The following is a 16572-nucleotide window of genomic DNA, read 5'->3' on the forward strand; positions in this document are numbered from 1 at the left end:
GGGCGCGGCGATGCCGGTCAAAGCGGCGAAAAACATCACCGGACCGCGTAAGAAAATCGTGTATAAAAAGGGCAGCGCGCAGGAGAAGGTTGACGCGCTCGTTGAGAACCTGAAAGCGGATGGCTACGATTTCACGGTTGGCATTCCGATCGACACGCCAATCACGAAGGCGGACCGCGTCGTTTCGGCCGGCAAGGGCATTGGACCGAAAGAAAATATGAAGCTGATTGAAGACGTCGCGAAGGCGGCTGGCGCGGCGATCGGCTCGTCCAGACCGGTGGCGGAAACGCTGCAATACGTGCCAATCGACCGGTATGTCGGTATGTCGGGGCAAAAATTCAACGGCAACTTGTACATCGCGTGCGGTATCTCGGGGGCTGTGCAGCATTTGAAGGGCATCGTGAACGCGGGAACGATCGTGGCGATCAACACGAATCCGAACGCGCCGATTTTCAAAAACTGCGACTATGGCATCGTGGGCGATGTCAACGAGGTTTTGCCGCTGCTGGCCGAGGCGCTGGACACGGGCGAGAAAAAGCCGGCGGGTCCGATGAAAAAAGTGCGTCGTGCGACGGTGAAGAAGGAAAAACCGGACTACGCGGTCATGGTTTGCGACGGCTGCGGCTATGAATACGATCCGATGAAGGGCGATCCGGCCAACGGCATCGCACCGGGCACATTGTTTGAACAGCTGCCGGAAGACTGGGTGTGCCCGGAATGCTCGGAACCAAAATCCAATTTTGAAAAGGCGTAAGGAGGGAATAACGATGCATGTCGTAAGAGAAGTAACGGATCAGTTAACGTGGATCGGGGCCAACGACCACCGGTTGACGTTGTTTGAAAATATCCACCCGATCCCGGAAGGGGTGAGCTACAATTCCTATGTACTGACGGGCGAGAAAACGGTGTTGTTCGATACGGTGGACTGGGACGCGTGCCGGCAGATGCTGGAAAATCTTGAATATGTGCTCGATGGGCGCGACCTCGACTATATCGTGGTCAACCACTGGGAGCCCGACCACGCGGCGAGCTTGCAGGAAGTGATCACGAAGTACCCGAACGCGCAAATCATTGGCAATACGAAAGGATTCCAGCTGGCGGAGCAGTTTGGTTTCCAAATCGACGAGGACAAGAAAATCGTCGTCAACGAGGGCGACGTGATCGACGTGGGCGACCACAAGCTGACGTTTTTGTTCATGCCGATGGTGCACTGGCCTGAAGCGATGGTGACGCTCGATTTGACGAACGGGGCGCTGTTTAGCGCGGACGCGTTTGGCTCGTTCAAGGCGCTGGACGGCAAGCTGTTCAACGACGAGGTGAACTACGACCGCGACTGGCTGGACGAGAACCGCCGCTATTTGACGAATATCGTAGGCAAGTACGGACCGCACATTCGCAAAATTTTGAAAAAGGCGGAGCCGGTGCTTGATCAAATCAAGTTTATCTGTCCGCTGCACGGTTTGGTATGGCGCAACGATTTTGGGTATTTGCTGGACAAATACAACCACTGGGCCAGCTACGAGCCGGAAGAAAAGGGCGTGACGATCGTGTACGCGTCGATGTACGGCAACACGGAGCAGGCGGCGCAGGCGCTGGCAGCAAAGCTTTGCGAGCTGGGCGTCGAAAATGTCGACGTGTTCGACGTGTCGAACACCCACGTGTCGTATTTGATTGCCGAAGTGTTTAAGAAGAGCCATCTTGTGCTCGCCTCGTGCACGTACAACCTGGGCATCTTCCCGGTGATGTTGAGCTTTTTGGAAGACATGAAGGCGCTCAACGTGCAAAACCGCACGGTGGCGGTCATTGAAAACGGTTCGTGGGCGATTCGTTCGGGCGACTTGATTTCCGAGTTCCTCGACGAGCAAATGAAGACGATGACCGTGCTCAACGACCGGCTGACGATCGCTTCCCGCCTCAAAGACGGGCAGGAAGAGGAGCTGGATGGTTTGGCGTTGTCGATCAAAGAGTCGATGCGCGGATAAGAAAGAGAAAGAATCAAAGAGCAGTCCAAAGAAAACGGACTGCTTTTTTCGATGGATCGAATAGAAATGGAAAAAATAGGTTTTTATCAGATATACTTGCGGTATCGTGTGAGAAGTTCAAGAAGCGTTCGAAAAAAAAGCGAGGCGATTTCATCGAATAGAAATCCCTCGTCTTTTTTACTGTACGCGCACATACTGGTCGGCGTCGAGCGGTTTGTTTGGATTTGTTTCCACGGAAACGGAATTGTCGTCGACCTCGATGTTCCAGTATATGTCCTCGCCTTCGCGGCTGACGATCAGTTTCGCCTGGCCGTCCTTGATATAGTCGGTGATGTCGAGCGCGAGATCGTGGTCATACACCATGATCGTGCCATCTTCTTTTTTGTCGACGTAGCGGGCGTTGGCTTCCAGAACGTCCTCGGCGGACAGCTTTACTTCCTTGCCGTTTTCAAAGGCGACGCCGCCTCCGCCCATGAACGGCTCGTCTTCGTTTTCTTTATAAAAGTTGTAGCCAAGATCGCCGTCGTCGACCGCCTCGATTTGGGTTTGTTTGCCTTCAAACCAGCTGGTGACGATCGTGCGGATGCCGCCGACGTCGTTCGCGTAGCAAATCGTTCCACCACTCAAAACGAGCACGAGCGCGCTCATCGCGAACGCCAAAGAAATTTTATGTTGTTTTTTCATCGTTTTTTCCTCCACTTTGATTGGTTCGATACACGTCAGTGAGGCGAACGTGTCCTTGTATTTTTGTTTATTCGTTTTCATCCCATTCCTCCTGAAGCTTTTGTTTGAGCGTGGCGCGGGCCCGGGACAGCCGTTTTTTGACGGCCGCCTCCTTGCATCCCAAAATCGCCGCGATTTCCTTGATGGAGTAGTCTTCATAGTAGTACAGCTGCATCGCGCTTCGTTGTTTTTCCGGCAGCCGCAGCACGGCTTCAAACAAGTCGCGGTGGCTGGAAGGGGCCGGATAGTAGGCGTCGACGACTTCGTCCAAACTGACTTTGTTCCGCTTCCAAAACGACTTGCGAATGTCTTTGGCCTGGTTGTACACGGTGCGAAACAGCCAGAGGCGAATGTGTTCCTCGCCATCGAACGCCTGACTGGACTGGTGATAGCGGATGAACGTGTTTTGGACCGCGTCCTGCGCGTCTGCCTGGTTTTGGGTGACAGAAAACGCGGCGCCAAAAAGATGGTCTTTGTAACGCGGAATCAATATTTCAACAGGTATGCGCATAAGCTCCTCACTTTCTTGGAAAGATCTTTCACCCATACTACGACGCAAACGATGAAAAGGTGACAAAAAAGATGAAAAAATGTAAAGGATACGGGGCTATCCAAAAAGCGTGAGCGTTCCTTTGTGGTTTTGATCATTCTACGCCGCCGACGAGCCGACCGGCGCCCTGGACCCGGAAAACCGGACGCTCGTTTTGCGATTGCTGCAAGGAATGCGCGATGCAGGAAAGACGATCGTGATCGTCACGCACGACGACTATGTGGCCAAAGCGTGCGACCGCGTCATCCGGCTTGATGGGATACAATGAAGGCCTATGATCGACAAATTCAACATGACGAAAACGGACAACGTGCTGGCCACAAGACGCGTTTTGCCCGATTCGATATGGAAGAGCGCGAATTTAGCGGGTATCCCGATTTCATACGCCCGAACGAACGATTTGTTGAACGATGTACCCGTTCCGGAAATAAAGCCTTCCGAATCGAACCGGATCCTCGCGCTTCGCGCCGCGTGGGAATGGATGCTGGACACGATCGACACGCCATTAGACTGGCGAACGGTCGAGATACTTCATCGCATTGTCGCTCCTTTCGGGCACGAGGGATGGTTGAAACGACCGGAACAGGCGAAGGCGGATTGGGATGGGTGGATGCGAATCGAAAACGAGACGGAGCGGGCGATCTCGGTTTTGATTGGGATGACGCGCTTGCCATGGTTTCAATATGACAGCGAAAGCGTCGCCCTGCTGGCGGCCAACAAGATCCTGATTGAAAACGGAAGAGGCGTACTTCAAATTCCGGTGGAACTGGACACGACGTTTCGAACGCTTCTTGATGGCGAGGAAAACACCTTGAAAGACTGGCTGTTTGCGCATTGCCTCGATGGCACGGTGTATTCGGAACAATTTTTAAAGGAGATGGAAAACGAAGAGGCTTGCAAGGCGTCTGTTGCGAAACGGAAGGAAAATTCATAATCCTTCCGTTTTTGCACATTTTCTTTGCTTTCATGAGATTTTGACAGGAAACGATCCGAAGCGGCTGACCGGTTTTATTGAAAAAGAAATGGAAGTACGAATCCAACATTTCTCGCGTGCACAAGTCTTGTACGCCAGCGTGATATTCTTTGACTTTTTTTATTCATCTCTTATCTGCCCTATTTGTAGGTTTTCATTCTTGTTTATGATATATTTAAAAAAAGGAGGTTTCTTATGAATCGTAACTATTCTATTTCCGATGAAACGGTTGTAAAACGCGTGCAAGCGGCGGTTGAACTTGAATTAGCCAAAAGAAAGGCGATGGATGTTTCCATTATTCGGTATGATCGGGGTTCCAATTCGATTTACAAAGAAAATAGCGATGGAACAATGGAAAAAGTAGGGACTCGTCTTAGAAAAGGACGTTATAGTGAACAACTCAAAAAAGAAGCCTGAAATTGTCGTATTCGCAGGGCCTAATGGCTCTGGAAAAAGCACGATTACCGAATTGCTAAAACCTCCAATCGACTATATCAATGCGGATGAAATCAAGAAAAATTTAAAGTGTTCTGATTTGGAAGCTGCCCAATTAGCAGAAAAGCAAAGACAACAACATGTTCAATCTATGTCTGAGTTTGCCTTTGAAACAGTTCTATCTACTCCAAGAAATTTAAATCTTTTGAAAGATGCGAAAAAGAAAGGGTATTTCATTCGCTGTTACTATGTATTGACAGCTGATCCCGGAATCAATGTGTGGCGTATAAAATCCCGAGTGGAATCGGGAGGACATGATGTTCCAGAAGAAAAAATCATCTCTCGATATGATCGAGCTTTAAAGTTACTGAAAGATTTGATTCCTGTTTGTGATATTTGCCATATTTATGATAATTCAGGTGATGCTCCTTTCCGAATATTCAAAAAGCGGAAAACAATTTTTTTCTTCGATTCTTGTGAAGACTGGCACTTAGAGGATATTCAAGCCTTAACCAATATTAAGGAGATAGAAAAGAAAAATTTAAATTATTCTCATTAAAAACGCAATCTGGATTTGACATGACGTCTGTTGCGAAACGGAAGGAAAATTTATAATCCTTCTGTTTTTTTTGCGCATTCTCTTTGCTTTCATGAGATTCTGACAGGAAACGATCCGAAGCGACTGACCGGTTTTATTGAAAAAGAAGCGGGGATCCGCCAAATTTTAACATCCTCTAATCCTGTTGTTCTTCGGTGTGAAAAACTTGTTGAGAAAACAAAGTATCTTCTTTTTCTTTTTGGTATCAAAAAAAGGAAGGAGTGTTTCCTTCCATTTATTCAAAACTCGTGATTTGCTTGAACGTGAACGCGTCGCTGGCGTCCAGCGTCACATCGTCCATCGCCGGGCAGTAGCCGCCCGCCTCCTTGCACGACGTGTTCGTTTCCGACTCGTATACAAGCCATGGGCCCTTGTCCATGTCTTGTTTCAAACCGTAAATTTCCGTCAGCAACGAACCATACTCGCCTTGCTCCATTGTGGCTTTCAGTTTCGGCGTGCTTTCCAGAAACTTCGTCAGCGTCGGCGCGTCGGTTTCAAAGTTTTCGTCCAGCACGGTTTTTCCATCTTGGTCCACGATCGTGACGTGCACTTCCTTGTAGCCGTCAACCGGCTCTTTTTTTGTCGTTTGGCTAAGCAGCCACGCGAGCCCGCCCACGACAACGACCGCGATCAGCGCGGCGATCCATTTTTTATTCATTCAATCTCTCCTTCAAATTGATGCTGGTACATCCGGGCCCAGCTTCCTTTCTCCTCCATTAACGATTTCCAGATCGTACGATCTTTTTTAACGCGCGAACGAACGGGTCGTACAGGAACACAAACTCCAAAAACACGATGCCCGCTTGAATGATCGACGTTTTCAAACCCATGAGGATGTAGAGAATCGTAAGCTTTTTGTCAAACAGGATAAACGGCAAATCAACGAGCTGCCCAAGAAACAGGGCGGCGATGGCGCCGTTGATCCACGCGATCCACTCGTGCTTTTTTACCGCTTTTTTCAAAGTGGCAAACCAAAGGGCGTAGCCGGGGAAAATGAGCGCGTACGCCACGTTCCACGGCATGAAGCCATGAAAAAGCAGCTGCAAAAGGCCGGTCAAGGCGCACGCCATCACGACTTCCTTTCTTGAAAACACCTGGGCGCACACGAAAATGGAAAAGGTGATCGCTTCCACATATAAAAGATTGGCGAACATGTGGAACACGATATAAAACAGCGCGCCCAGCATGGCGCAATGCGTCAGCTCCTTAGCGGTGAGGGCGCCGTTTTTGGTTGCCATACGGTTTTTTATAGTCGCCCTTTGGCGGATACGGCTTGATCAAACACTTTGGCCCGGTCCCGATCAAATCCTCGCGACCCGCTTTGATGAGCGCCTTTTTGACGATGTCGTAGTTTTTCGGATACGAATACTGCATGAGCGCCCGCTGCTCGAGCTTTTCCTCAAACGTCTTGGCCACGTACACCGGCTTCATGTTGCGCGGATCCAGACCGGTGTAGTACATGCACGTCGCCAGCGTGCCCGGCGTCGGATAAAAGTCCTGCACCTGCTTTGGCGTGTGGTGGATCTTTTTCAAGTAGCACGCCAGCTCGATGGCGTCCTTGAGCGTGCTGCCCGGATGGGAGCTCATCAAATACGGCACCAAATACTGGTTCATGCCAAACTCCTTGTTTTTGGCGTTGAACTTGTCGACAAACTGAAAATACAGCTCTTTGCGCGGCTTGCCCATCTTGTCGAGCACTTCGGCGCTCACGTGCTCGGGCGCGACTTTAAGCTGGCCGCTAATGTGGTACTGGACGAGCCGGTCGAAAAAGTCGTCGTTTTTATCGTACATCAAATAATCGTAGCGAATGCCCGAGCGGATGAACACCTTTTTGACGTTCGGCAACGCCCGGACCGCGTCCAGCATCTCCACGTAGTGGGAATGGTCGACTTTCATGTTTTTGCATGGTTTGGGCCACAAGCACTGCTTTTTCGGACACGCGCCGTGCTCGACTTGCTTGTCGCACGCCGGGCGCGAGAAGTTGGCGCTCGGACCGCCTACGTCGTGGATGTACCCTTTGAAGTTTTTCATCCGGGTGATTTGCTTCGCCTCCTCCACGACGCTTTCGGTGCTGCGGGTGGAAATGACGCGACCCTGGTGGCTCGTGATGGCGCAAAACGTGCAGTTGCCAAAGCAGCCGCGGTTGCTCGTGATGGAAAACTGCACTTCCTCGATGGCGGGCACGTATTTGTATTTGGGATGGAACGTGCGCTCGTACGGCAAAGCGTACGTGAAATCCATTTGTTCCTGCGTGAGCGGCAGCGGCGACTGGTTAACGACAACGTACCAGCCATCGTACGGCTCGACAAGCATGCGCGCGTTGATCGCGTCCTGGTTCTCGTACTGGGTCATGAAGCTTTTCGCGTACGATTTTTTATTCGTTTTCACTTCGTTGTACGAAGGCAGCACGATGTAGTCGTCAAAAATGGTATCGAGCGACTTCGTTTTCCACGCCGTCCCTCTTATATAGCAAATATCTTTGACGTCCATGCCGCTGGCCAGGGCGTCGGCGACTTCGATGATCGTGTTTTCGCCCATGCCAAACATGAGCAGGTCGGCCTGGCTGTCCATGAGGATGGAGCGGCGCACCTTGTCGTCCCAGTAGTCGTAGTGGGCCAGACGGCGCAAGCTCGCCTCAATGCCGCCAATGAGGACGGGAACGTCCGGGAACAGACGCTTGAGCACTTGCGAATACACGATCGTGGCCCGGTCCGGCCGTTTTCCCATCACACCTTCGTCGGTGTAGTTGTCCTTGTCGCGCCGGCGCTTGTTGACGGAATAGTGGTTGACCATCGAGTCGATGTTGCCCGCGCTCACCAAAAAGCCGAGCCGCGGCGTGCCGAACTGGAGAAACTCCTCGTCATTGTTCCAGTCGGGCTGGGAGAGAATCGCGCACGTGTAGCCAAACGTTTCAAGCGTCCGGGTAATGATCGCGCACCCGAACGACGGGTGGTCGACGTACGCGTCGCCGCTCACATAGACGAAATCGACCTGGTCGAGTCCGGCTTCCTTCATTTCAGCGGCCGTTGTCGGTAAAAATGCCATAAGACACCTCGTTTCTATTTCTCGTAAATCGTTTCCATGGTACAAGATGGAGGAAAAATAATCAATGGTTTCCTCGTCGTCCGCGGCGTGTCGAAGTGTTTTGACGGGAAGGGGACTTTTTGCGAAACGTTGTTCCAAAAAAATGAAAGCGGTTGCGTCCAGGCAAAATTGGATTGATAATAAAGACAAAGAGAAAGGCGGAATTGTAAATGAGTTTTCGAGAAGATTTTTTGTGGGGCGGCGCGAGCGCGGCCAACCAGTATGAAGGAGGCTATTTGTCGGGCGGCAAAGGCCTGGCCGTCGCGGACGCGCTGACGGGTGGCGATGGCATCCATGGCGTTCCGCGCACGTTTATCGCGAAGATGCCGGATGGCACGATGAAAAAATTCGGCAACATGGAGGAAGTGCCGTTGGGCGCGGAAGTCATCGTCGACGAGAACACGTACTATCCAAGCCACGTGGCGACGGACTTCTACCATCACTGGAAGGAAGATTTGGCGCTGAGCGCCGAGATGGGATTTAAATGCTTCCGGATGTCGATCAACTGGACGCGTATTTTCCCGAACGGGGACGACGAGACGCCAAACGAGGAAGGCCTGCAGTTTTACGAGGATGTGTTCAAGGAGTGCAAGCGTCTGGGCATGGAGCCGCTTGTGACGATTTACCATTTCGACTGTCCGCTGCATTTGGCCAACGCCTACGACGGCTGGGTGTCGAAGCATACGCTGGAGGCGTTCAAACGGTACGCGAAGCTGTTGTTCGAGCGCTACAAAGGCCTCGTGCACTACTGGCTGACGATCAACGAGATCAACATCAACACCAACTTTATGATGAATGGCGTGCACGACCATATTTCGAACCGGCAAAACGCGGAGCAGGCGCGCTACAACTTGTTTGTGGGCAGCGCGTACGCGGTGAAAGTGGGACATGAGATCGACCCGGAAAACAAGATCGGCTTGATGATCGCCCATGGCGTGTCGTATCCGTACTCGTGCGATCCAAAGGACGTGTTCGCCGAACTCGACGACAGCCGGCATGGCAAGTGGCTGTATGGCGACGTGCAGGTGCGCGGCAAATATCCGCAATGGAAGATTAACGAGCTGAAGCGCGAAGGGATCACGCTCGATAAGGATCCGGGTGATGACGAGCTGTTGAAAGAAGGCGTCGTGGATTTCTACTCGTTCTCGTATTACAGCTCGCAGGCAATCGCGGCGAAAACCGACGACAAGGAGTCGAGCGCGGGCAACCAGTCGCATGGCGTGAAAAATCCGCACTTGCAGGCGTCGGAATGGGGCTGGACGATCGACCCGCTCGGCTTGCGGATCACGCTCAACGAGATTTACGACCGCTACCAGATCCCGTTGATGATCGTCGAGAACGGATTGGGCGCGCTGGACAAAGTCGAGGAAGATGGCAGCGTGCACGACCCGTATCGCATCAACTACATGCGCGACCACATCCAGATGATGAAGGATGCGGTGGAAATCGACGGTGTCGACTTGATGGGCTACACGCCTTGGGGCTCGATCGACCTCGTGTCGGCGGGAACGGGCGAAATGCGCAAGCGCTACGGCTTCGTGTATGTCAACATGGATGACGACGGCAACGGCGATTTGTCTCGGAGCAAGAAGGACTCGTTCTTTTATATGAAAAAAGTGTACGAGTCCAACGGGGAAGACCTGGATTAACAATAAGCAAAAAGAACGTCGGGACGCCCGGCGTTTTTTTAACGGCGCAAAAGAAGGAAATTCAAAATCGTGTTTGACAAAAAGGACAGCATCCATTATTATAAACGGGTAACGGAGAGTTGTCCGAGCGGCTTAAGGTGCAGTCTTGGAAAGGCTGTGTAGTGAAAGCTACCAAGAGTTCGAATCTCTTACTCTCCGCCATTTTTTTTTACAACGCAAGCGCCGAACGATTTTCGCCCGGCGCTTTTTTCTTTTATTTGGATTCGCGCGCGATTCGATCCATCATTTGCGCGCAAGCCAGCGAGTCCTGAAGCGGCATGATGTCGCTTTCTTTTTTTCCTTCGCGCACAAGTTGTTCGAAGTGGGCGATTTCGCCATAAAAATCATCCTGTTCGTAAGGATAGACGAATGGGTTCGCCATTCCGTTTTCCTCCAGCGTCCAGCCTTCTGCCCGATGGAAGTTTGGAATCGTGATCGACCAGGTTTTCGCTCCTATGACGGCTTGGACGTCTTTTGTCCGGTCGCAGGCGCATTCCATGGCGCACGTCGCGCCCTCGTATGTGAAAATCACGCGGTCAAACACGTCGACTCCATGCGCCACGCGTGATTCGCACGCCACGTCAAGCAGTTTCCGGTCTTTCATCAAGTCCTGCATCAGCGCGATTCCATACACGCCGCAGTCCAGCAAAATGCCGCCGCCCGGCGTTTGGTACACGTAGGAGTCGGGATCGTAGGCGAACTGCCGATCCATTGTCACATCCAGATAGGCGGGTGTTCTGGCGCGCAAAGCATGTTTCAAGGCGTGATACGCCGGCGTGAAGCGCTCTTTCATCGCCTCCATGCACAAGGTGTCGTTTTTTTGGGCCGCCTCGATGATCATTTTTACTTCCTCGCTGTCGATCGCGAGCGGTTTTTCGCACAGCACGGGCTTTTTGCGAGCCAGCGCGGCAAGAACAGCGTTGGCGTGCAGTCGGTGCGGCAACGCGATATAGACGGCTTCGATGGCCGGATCGTTGAGCAGCGTTTCTGGATCCAGCGTATACCACCCGATTTCGAATCGCTGGCAAAATCGTTTGAGTTTTTCCTCGTCGCGTCCGCATACCATGGCAATCGAGGCGTTTTCCATGCGCGCGATGGATTGGGCGAACCGGTGGGCGATGTTCCCGGCGCCGATGATCCCCCATTTCATTTGCATCCCTTCTTTCTTTGTTTCTATTATACGGAAAGAAGGCAGGAAGTTAACATTGCGTGCGCGAAAACGGTACAATAAAGAGGAATGAAAATAAGGGGGAAGATGGAACATGGATGGTTTGTATCAATTTCATATTTCGGATTTGAATTTTGAAGCGTTTTTCACTCATCTCGGACCTTTTTTGGAAAAGGCGTGGATCCCGCTTCTGGAAGTCGTTTGCGGGGTCGTGCTCGGACCGTTCGTGAAGCGGATTTTGATGCGCGCGGCCCGCAACGCTCCCGATCAGGGCGCGCTGACGTTTCTCGCTTCGTTTTCAAATATCACGATTATCGTCTTTTCAATTATTCTTGCCATCGAGCAGCTTGGCATCAATATGACAAGCATCGTCGCGCTCGTGTCGGCTTTGGGACTGGGCGTGTCGCTGGCTGTGAAAAACAACATGGCCAACGTCGCGGGCGGCATTCAAATCCTTTTGACAAAGCCGTTTGTCGTGGGCGACTATATTCGCATTGACGAGCACAAAGGGGTCGTCAAGTCGATTGAGCTGATGTTCACGACGCTGGTGACCGACAACAACAAGCTGGTTGTCGTGCCCAACGATGAAATCGTGACCAATTTGGTCACGAACTATTCTCAAACGCCAACCCGCCGTTTGCGGCTCGTGATTCCGGTCAAGCTGCCGGACGACATTCCCAAAGTGTGCGCGCGCATCCAGGCGATTGTCGAAGGGGATCCGCGCATTTTGAAAGATCCGCCGCTGCGCGTGACGGTGGACAAAGTCGTGGAAGGCTACGCCAATATTTTGCTGATTGCGTACGTCGACTGGGAAGACTACGAGCGCTGCAAGGAAGATTTCAACTACAAGATCGTATCGAATTTGAAACAGTTTCAGCCACAGCCTAAAGCGGACGATTCCTCCTCCGATTCGGAGTGAATCGCTCCTTTTTTTATTGGAAGCGCGCGAACGCGAAAAAACGGATCCGGCCGGCCGCGTTCCATTGTGTGATTGTATGTGTTTGAAAGCAAGACACCTTGCAATTTGAATGAAAAATTAATAAAATTAACCCATGTCTAAGAATTCAATTTTACGACTCGCGTCGTATAATATCAAACGAACGATGGCGCTGGATCCAGCCGCCAAATCGAAATTCGAAGTGCTGTTTATTTATCCGCACATCAAGGCGTTGTACCATTATCGCATCGCCCACCACTTTTGGGTGCGCGGACACCATTTGCTGGCGCGCTGGATTTCGAACCGGGCCCGCCACAAGACGGGGATCGAGATCCATCCGGGCGCTCAAATCGGCAAAGGGCTAGTCATCGACCATGGAATGGGCGTCGTCATTGGCGAGACGACGATCATTGGCGACGATTGCCAGCTGTATCACGGGGTGACGCTGGGCGGGCGGGGTTCGACCGACTGCAAGCGGCATCCGACGCTGGAAGATGGCGCCTACGTGGGGTCGGGCGCGAAGGTGCTTGGCAACATCACGCTGGGAAAAGGCAGCAAAGTGGGAGCCAACGCGGTCGTCCTCGAGGATGTGCCGCCTTACGCCACGGCCGTTGGATTGCCGGCGCGCAATATTTTAAAAGAGGAAAAACTAGAAGAGAAAAAGGAAAATTATGTGGAAATATAAATGTAAGTCGCAGTTTTTTGTTTTACTCATTTCATTTTTTGCCGGTGTCTTGCTCATGGCGTTCACCTTTTCAAATTCCGCGATCATGAACGCCGACATTTTGCCGGCGGAAGTCATTTCGTTCATGAAGTCGAACATCGTTTTGACTTATGTGGCCGGTGGCATGACCGTGGCCGGCATCGTCAACGTGATCCTGATTACGCAAATGCTCATGCCGCTGAGCCAGTGGGCGCCGTTCATGATTTTCGCGATGTTGTTTATCGCGCCCGATTACGTGTTTATCGCCAGCATCGTGCTTGTCATCCCGATGATGATCTTGTCGTTGTACGGATGGCTTTCGCTGCGCTCGAACATGACGCGTGAAATGCGGTCCCGCAAAATCAGCGACGAACAGGAAATCGTGCGGATTTATCAAATCCACCACGCGCTGCTGCCCGAGTACAAGGAAATGGCGATCGCGTGCCGGAAAAACGTGGAGCGGGTTTCCGCGATTTACGCGCTGGGCATCGTGGCGATCTTCTGCATCATGTTGTTCGTCAACAACTTGTGGATCCTGATTATTGCTTTGTTTTTTTACATGATGGCGTTCAACGCCCTGCTTCGGTACCGGACGTCGTGCTTCATTCCGATCACGAAGCTGCTTTATGAAAAATGCGATCCGGAAGCGTGCGCGTCGGCCATCATTTATTATTCGACGAAAGGGAAAAAGATCCGTCTGACGCAAAAGGCGCTCTTCGCGCAATGCCTCATTTATATGAACGACCCGGAACTTGCCCAGGATGTGCTGATTACGTATCCGCGTAAAGATCCGGCCAGCTCGCTGACGTACTGGAGCTTGATGGCGTATATCGACTATTTGCTCAAAGACGAGGAAGCGCTTGAAAGAGCCGAGGAGGAGGCGTCGCGGGTTCGTTTGAATTTTGGTCCGACCGGCGTCATGATTCGTTCGGAGGAGCTCGCTTCCATCAAAAACAAAGTGAATCTCATGAACGGCGATTTCAACGAATGCAAGAAGTTTTACTTGAACGCGCTCAAGCGCTCTCCGTTTCCATTTCAGCAAGCGGACGCCAGCTACTATATTGCGCTCATTAGCTTCGTGCAGGAAGAATACAAAGTCGCGAAAATGTATTTTGAGAAAGTCGTGCAAATCGGAAACAAATTGTATTTTGTCAAAAACGCGAAAGCGTACCTCGACAAGATCGACAACATGGATTTGTCGGACGAGGAAATGTAAGACGATTGAAACGGAAAGATTTTGGCCTTTCCGTTTTTTTTACACCTTTCCTTGCGAAAGCAAAAAGGGTATATTCGTTGAAATAGGAATAACGGATGGAAGCATCGGCGTTTATGATTGCGTTGTGTTGACAAAAAAAGCTTTATAACATGCCGAACGAAACAACAAAAGCCGCGTTTTGGATTGCGATGCATAGAAAAAGTTCGCTTTCCGGTTCATTGACAGTTTTAACTGCACCAATATAATTAATTTGGAAAGTTGAAATTTCCTTTGAAGCCCGAGGATGACGGGATGCGAAAGCGAAGAATATTGCCTTTTTTTATAGAAAGGAAGACTATGGGAAGTCAAAATAAACGAAAAATCAAAGTTGGTATGGTTCATCATAACTTTTTTAAAGACCTTAAAGATTCAGATCCAGAATTGTTAACGGGTAAAAGAGAGAGATGCATAGAAGGCCCTGTCTCATCTTGATCAAGATAAAATACAAAAAGAAAGATTATACCTTTGCTTTGCCACTCCGCTCAAATATATCCGGTTTTTGTCCTAAAAACACTTATTTCGCATTGCCTACGCGTTCCACTACCCGTGATAGAAACCATCATGGAATCCATTATTCAAAAGCTTTTCCAGTTGACCCAAAATATTTACTCCCTTACCAAATGAATGACGACATGTATGGAGAACTTGTTCTTGCTTTGATTGAAAAAAAACATCAAACAAATCATTCGAGATTTTAGATCTTATATTGTAAATTACGAAAAAGGAATCCGTCCTAAATTTTGCGTTGACATGGAGAACGCAATCGAGAAACAAAATTTGTAGTCAATTCCTCTTTTTGATTCTTCCATCTATCGTCTAAACGAAATACAAGAAATCATCCTTTTCATTGCGGATATCTTCTTTTTGCTTTCAATACGAAACTTTCATTTTATACGGGCTGTAAAGGCTCAAAAACCGGTAGACGAATTTGACAGCGTGAAAAATGCGTCGTTTAACGTTGCCGATGGGACGAAGCGTTTTCCCTTCCCAATGACGTTTCATGGTTCGCGAACCAAACTCCACGCCAGCACCACATTGACGCCGACGCTAAACGCCATCTCGCACAAAGCGTTGACGTGGCCTGCGCTTGTCAGACATAAGAAGCTGAGAGCGAACACGGTCATCAAGGAAAAGCCCAGTTGGCGGTACGCTTTGGAAAGGGTGAAGACAGGCTGGAAAAACGTGACGATCCATTCAAGCATGAAGGCGCAAACGCACACGATCGCCAGCCACACGTGGATGTCGTTGACCCAGCCGGGCAGCCCGGGATCGTAAGGCACGACGCACGAAAGCGGCATGCCGGCGCAAATGAAAAGGTGGAGGAATTTTTGGTACGAAATATGGTACCTGTTCCAAATCGACTTGGAAAACCAGTACATACCAATCACACTCGACACGGCCCAAATCCACAAAAAGAGCGGATGGTGGAGGGTGTTGCCGATATAGCTTAAATTGTCATACGACGGGTCGATCATAAAAAAGACGAGCGCGTTCAGCGCCGGATTGAGCAGCCAGCCATACAAAAGAATCCAAAAACGTTTCATTCGACTATTGTAGCGAAAAGATGGAAATTTGTATATCGGTGCCGGCAAAAAAGCGGAAAGATTTGGAGAACGTGTGCCGATTTCCGGAAAATACGCTATGATGGAAAAGTGAAAGTGTTTCAAAAGCACGGAAAGGAAGTTTTTATGTATACGATTAAAAATCTCAAAAACAATCCCAATATTGAAATGACGGCCCAGGCCGGGCCGTTCACGATTTGGGAGTACAAGCAGGAGCGCTCGACTAACATCGCCGACGCCTCCATGGAATATTACGCTTCGAAAATGAACATCCGCAAGCGGCAGGTTTTATGCCAGGTAAGCCGCGGCGAAGGCATCGTGCTGCAAGCCGGCGCGATGCAGTGGACAGCCGGCAACGTCAACGCGACGACGGGCGTCAAAGGCGTCGGCGACTTTTTCGGGAAGATGATTGGCGGCAGCGTGACCGGCGAGGCCGGGATCAAGCCGGAATACCAAGGTGAAGGCGTCGTCATGACCGAGCCGACCTACAAATATTTGCTGCCGGTCGACGTGTCGGAATGGGGCAGCGGTATCGTGCTGGAAGACGGCATGTTTTTGGCGTGCTCCGAGCGGCTGGAGCGCAAAGTCGTTTCCCGCAAGTCGCTATCCAGCGCGGTGGCGGGAAACGAAGGTCTGTTTAACTTGTGCCTGCGCGGATCGGGCGTGGCGATTTTGGAAAGCCGCTATCCGAAAGAAGAGCTCATCGAAATCACACTGGAAAACGACGAGCTGAAAATCGACGGCTCCATGGCGGTGGCATGGAGTGCCGACCTTCAATTTACCGTTGAGCGGGCGGGAAAAACGCTTGTCGGTTCCGCTGCGAGCGGCGAAGGTCTGGTCAACGTGTTTCGGGGAACAGGCAAAGTGCTCATGGCCCCGGTTGCCTAGAAAATCAGGATGCTTCGGCATCCTTT

18 protein-coding genes and 1 tRNA gene are annotated in these 16572 nt (G+C 50.9%); 12 read left to right on the forward strand and 7 right to left on the reverse strand.

All coding sequences use genetic code 11. The features are described 5' to 3' along the window. The first annotated feature begins 10 nt into the window (after window positions 1-10). Together ABNS49_RS03020 and ABNS49_RS03025 are read left to right on the forward strand one after the other, a co-directional pair. Entirely contained in the window at window positions 11-754 is a 744-nt protein-coding gene (locus ABNS49_RS03020) for an FAD-binding protein (protein WP_348687923.1), read from the forward strand. A 13-nt stretch (window positions 755-767) separates the two neighbouring features. Then, on the forward strand, window positions 768-1982 hold the full coding sequence (locus ABNS49_RS03025; protein ID WP_135980161.1) for an FprA family A-type flavoprotein: 1215 nt from the start codon (window positions 768-770) through the stop codon (window positions 1980-1982). 177 nt (window positions 1983-2159) lie between these two features. On the opposite strand, the gene ABNS49_RS03030 is transcribed toward ABNS49_RS03025, so the two are convergent. Continuing rightward, a complete protein-coding gene (locus tag ABNS49_RS03030; RefSeq protein ID WP_135980163.1) occupies window positions 2160-2747 on the reverse strand; it encodes a hypothetical protein in 588 nt (195 codons plus the stop codon). Next, window positions 2734-3216 carry an RNA polymerase sigma factor gene (locus ABNS49_RS03035; RefSeq protein WP_288342536.1) on the reverse strand — a complete coding sequence of 161 codons (483 nt, stop codon included), beginning with the start codon at window positions 3214-3216 and terminating at the stop codon, window positions 2734-2736. Before ABNS49_RS03035 ends, ABNS49_RS03030 begins: the two co-directional genes overlap by 14 nt. 331 nt (window positions 3217-3547) lie before the next feature. Between ABNS49_RS03035 and ABNS49_RS03040 the strand changes: the two genes are divergently transcribed. From ABNS49_RS03040 to ABNS49_RS03050, 3 genes are all read left to right on the forward strand, one after another. Then, window positions 3548-4189 carry a hypothetical protein gene (locus tag ABNS49_RS03040; protein WP_168353576.1) on the forward strand — a complete coding sequence of 214 codons (642 nt, stop codon included), beginning with the start codon at window positions 3548-3550 and terminating at the stop codon, window positions 4187-4189. Between the two features lie 234 nt (window positions 4190-4423). Next, complete coding sequence (locus tag ABNS49_RS03045) at window positions 4424-4645, forward strand: hypothetical protein (protein WP_135980169.1); 222 nt, start codon at window positions 4424-4426, stop codon at window positions 4643-4645. Further along, window positions 4620-5222, forward strand: a complete 603-nt coding sequence (locus tag ABNS49_RS03050; protein WP_135980171.1) for a zeta toxin family protein — start codon at window positions 4620-4622, stop codon at window positions 5220-5222. Before ABNS49_RS03045 ends, ABNS49_RS03050 begins: the two co-directional genes overlap by 26 nt. 274 nt (window positions 5223-5496) lie before the next feature. Here the strand turns inward: ABNS49_RS03050 and ABNS49_RS03055 are convergent, their stop codons facing one another. From ABNS49_RS03055 to ABNS49_RS03065, 3 genes are read right to left on the reverse strand one after another with little or no spacing between them, the layout of a single operon-like run. Next, entirely contained in the window at window positions 5497-5919 is a 423-nt protein-coding gene (locus tag ABNS49_RS03055) for a hypothetical protein (RefSeq protein WP_288342539.1), read from the reverse strand. 58 nt (window positions 5920-5977) lie between these two features. Continuing rightward, window positions 5978-6499, reverse strand: a complete 522-nt coding sequence (locus tag ABNS49_RS03060) for a hypothetical protein (protein ID WP_135980174.1) — start codon at window positions 6497-6499, stop codon at window positions 5978-5980. Further along, a complete protein-coding gene (locus tag ABNS49_RS03065) occupies window positions 6468-8306 on the reverse strand; it encodes a YgiQ family radical SAM protein (RefSeq protein ID WP_135980175.1) in 1839 nt (612 codons plus the stop codon). Before ABNS49_RS03065 ends, ABNS49_RS03060 begins: the two co-directional genes overlap by 32 nt. Window positions 8307-8515: 209 nt before the next feature. On the opposite strand from ABNS49_RS03065, the gene ABNS49_RS03070 reads away from it, so the two are divergent. Further along, the gene (locus ABNS49_RS03070; RefSeq protein WP_135980176.1) at window positions 8516-9994 is read left to right on the forward strand and encodes a family 1 glycosylhydrolase; all 1479 of its coding nucleotides are present in this window, start codon (window positions 8516-8518) and stop codon (window positions 9992-9994) included. A gap of 113 nt (window positions 9995-10107) precedes the next feature. After that, a tRNA-Ser gene (locus tag ABNS49_RS03075) sits at window positions 10108-10195 on the forward strand. Between the two features lie 52 nt (window positions 10196-10247). On the opposite strand, the gene ABNS49_RS03080 is transcribed toward ABNS49_RS03075, so the two are convergent. Further along, window positions 10248-11183 carry a Gfo/Idh/MocA family oxidoreductase gene (locus ABNS49_RS03080; protein WP_168353577.1) on the reverse strand — a complete coding sequence of 312 codons (936 nt, stop codon included), beginning with the start codon at window positions 11181-11183 and terminating at the stop codon, window positions 10248-10250. 112 nt (window positions 11184-11295) lie between these two features. Between ABNS49_RS03080 and ABNS49_RS03085 the strand changes: the two genes are divergently transcribed. The 4 genes from ABNS49_RS03085 to ABNS49_RS03100 all read left to right on the forward strand — a co-directional run bounded on the left by ABNS49_RS03085 (window position 11296) and on the right by ABNS49_RS03100 (window position 14528). Continuing rightward, window positions 11296-12120: a mechanosensitive ion channel family protein gene (locus ABNS49_RS03085; RefSeq protein ID WP_135980178.1), complete on the forward strand. Its 825-nt coding sequence runs from the start codon at window positions 11296-11298 to the stop codon at window positions 12118-12120. Between the two features lie 133 nt (window positions 12121-12253). Continuing rightward, a complete protein-coding gene (gene epsC / locus ABNS49_RS03090; protein ID WP_277820802.1) occupies window positions 12254-12823 on the forward strand; it encodes a serine O-acetyltransferase EpsC in 570 nt (189 codons plus the stop codon). After that, window positions 12810-14057, forward strand: a complete 1248-nt coding sequence (locus tag ABNS49_RS03095; protein WP_135980179.1) for a hypothetical protein — start codon at window positions 12810-12812, stop codon at window positions 14055-14057. Before epsC ends, ABNS49_RS03095 begins: the two co-directional genes overlap by 14 nt. 291 nt (window positions 14058-14348) lie before the next feature. Further along, window positions 14349-14528 (forward strand): hypothetical protein, encoded by a 180-nt coding sequence (locus ABNS49_RS03100; RefSeq protein WP_168353578.1) that lies wholly within the window; start codon window positions 14349-14351, stop codon window positions 14526-14528. Window positions 14529-15094: 566 nt separating this feature from the next. On the opposite strand, the gene ABNS49_RS03105 is transcribed toward ABNS49_RS03100, so the two are convergent. Beyond that, on the reverse strand, window positions 15095-15640 hold the full coding sequence (locus ABNS49_RS03105; RefSeq protein ID WP_135980181.1) for a hypothetical protein: 546 nt from the start codon (window positions 15638-15640) through the stop codon (window positions 15095-15097). A 144-nt stretch (window positions 15641-15784) separates the two neighbouring features. Between ABNS49_RS03105 and ABNS49_RS03110 the strand changes: the two genes are divergently transcribed. Continuing rightward, window positions 15785-16546, forward strand: coding sequence for an AIM24 family protein (locus ABNS49_RS03110; protein ID WP_135980182.1), 762 nt, complete (start codon window positions 15785-15787; stop codon window positions 16544-16546). The last annotated feature ends 26 nt before the right edge of the window (window positions 16547-16572 follow it).

The organism is uncultured Dubosiella sp., assembly GCF_964018005.1.
GTDB classification, from domain to species: Bacteria; Bacillota_I; Bacilli_A; order Erysipelotrichales; family Erysipelotrichaceae; genus Dubosiella; species Dubosiella muris.

What these genes read in the sequence shown, in the direction of transcription:
- ABNS49_RS03020 (WP_348687923.1), top strand. Translation starts at nt 11, where the DNA reads ATGCCGGTCAAAGCGGCGAAAAACATCACCGGACCGCGTAAGAAAATC.
- ABNS49_RS03025 (WP_135980161.1), top strand. Translation starts at nt 768, where the DNA reads ATGCATGTCGTAAGAGAAGTAACGGATCAGTTAACGTGGATCGGGGCC.
- ABNS49_RS03030 (WP_135980163.1), bottom strand. Translation starts at nt 2,747, where the DNA reads ATGAAAACGAATAAACAAAAATACAAGGACACGTTCGCCTCACTGACG.
- ABNS49_RS03035 (WP_288342536.1), bottom strand. Translation starts at nt 3,216, where the DNA reads ATGCGCATACCTGTTGAAATATTGATTCCGCGTTACAAAGACCATCTT.
- ABNS49_RS03040 (WP_168353576.1), top strand. Translation starts at nt 3,548, where the DNA reads ATGACGAAAACGGACAACGTGCTGGCCACAAGACGCGTTTTGCCCGAT.
- ABNS49_RS03045 (WP_135980169.1), top strand. Translation starts at nt 4,424, where the DNA reads ATGAATCGTAACTATTCTATTTCCGATGAAACGGTTGTAAAACGCGTG.
- ABNS49_RS03055 (WP_288342539.1), bottom strand. Translation starts at nt 5,919, where the DNA reads ATGAATAAAAAATGGATCGCCGCGCTGATCGCGGTCGTTGTCGTGGGC.
- ABNS49_RS03060 (WP_135980174.1), bottom strand. Translation starts at nt 6,499, where the DNA reads ATGGCAACCAAAAACGGCGCCCTCACCGCTAAGGAGCTGACGCATTGC.
- ABNS49_RS03065 (WP_135980175.1), bottom strand. Translation starts at nt 8,306, where the DNA reads ATGGCATTTTTACCGACAACGGCCGCTGAAATGAAGGAAGCCGGACTC.
- ABNS49_RS03070 (WP_135980176.1), top strand. Translation starts at nt 8,516, where the DNA reads ATGAGTTTTCGAGAAGATTTTTTGTGGGGCGGCGCGAGCGCGGCCAAC.
- ABNS49_RS03080 (WP_168353577.1), bottom strand. Translation starts at nt 11,183, where the DNA reads ATGAAATGGGGGATCATCGGCGCCGGGAACATCGCCCACCGGTTCGCC.
- ABNS49_RS03085 (WP_135980178.1), top strand. Translation starts at nt 11,296, where the DNA reads ATGGATGGTTTGTATCAATTTCATATTTCGGATTTGAATTTTGAAGCG.
- epsC (WP_277820802.1), top strand. Translation starts at nt 12,254, where the DNA reads ATGTCTAAGAATTCAATTTTACGACTCGCGTCGTATAATATCAAACGA.
- ABNS49_RS03095 (WP_135980179.1), top strand. Translation starts at nt 12,810, where the DNA reads ATGTGGAAATATAAATGTAAGTCGCAGTTTTTTGTTTTACTCATTTCA.
- ABNS49_RS03100 (WP_168353578.1), top strand. Translation starts at nt 14,349, where the DNA reads ATGCGAAAGCGAAGAATATTGCCTTTTTTTATAGAAAGGAAGACTATG.
- ABNS49_RS03105 (WP_135980181.1), bottom strand. Translation starts at nt 15,640, where the DNA reads ATGAAACGTTTTTGGATTCTTTTGTATGGCTGGCTGCTCAATCCGGCG.
- ABNS49_RS03110 (WP_135980182.1), top strand. Translation starts at nt 15,785, where the DNA reads ATGTATACGATTAAAAATCTCAAAAACAATCCCAATATTGAAATGACG.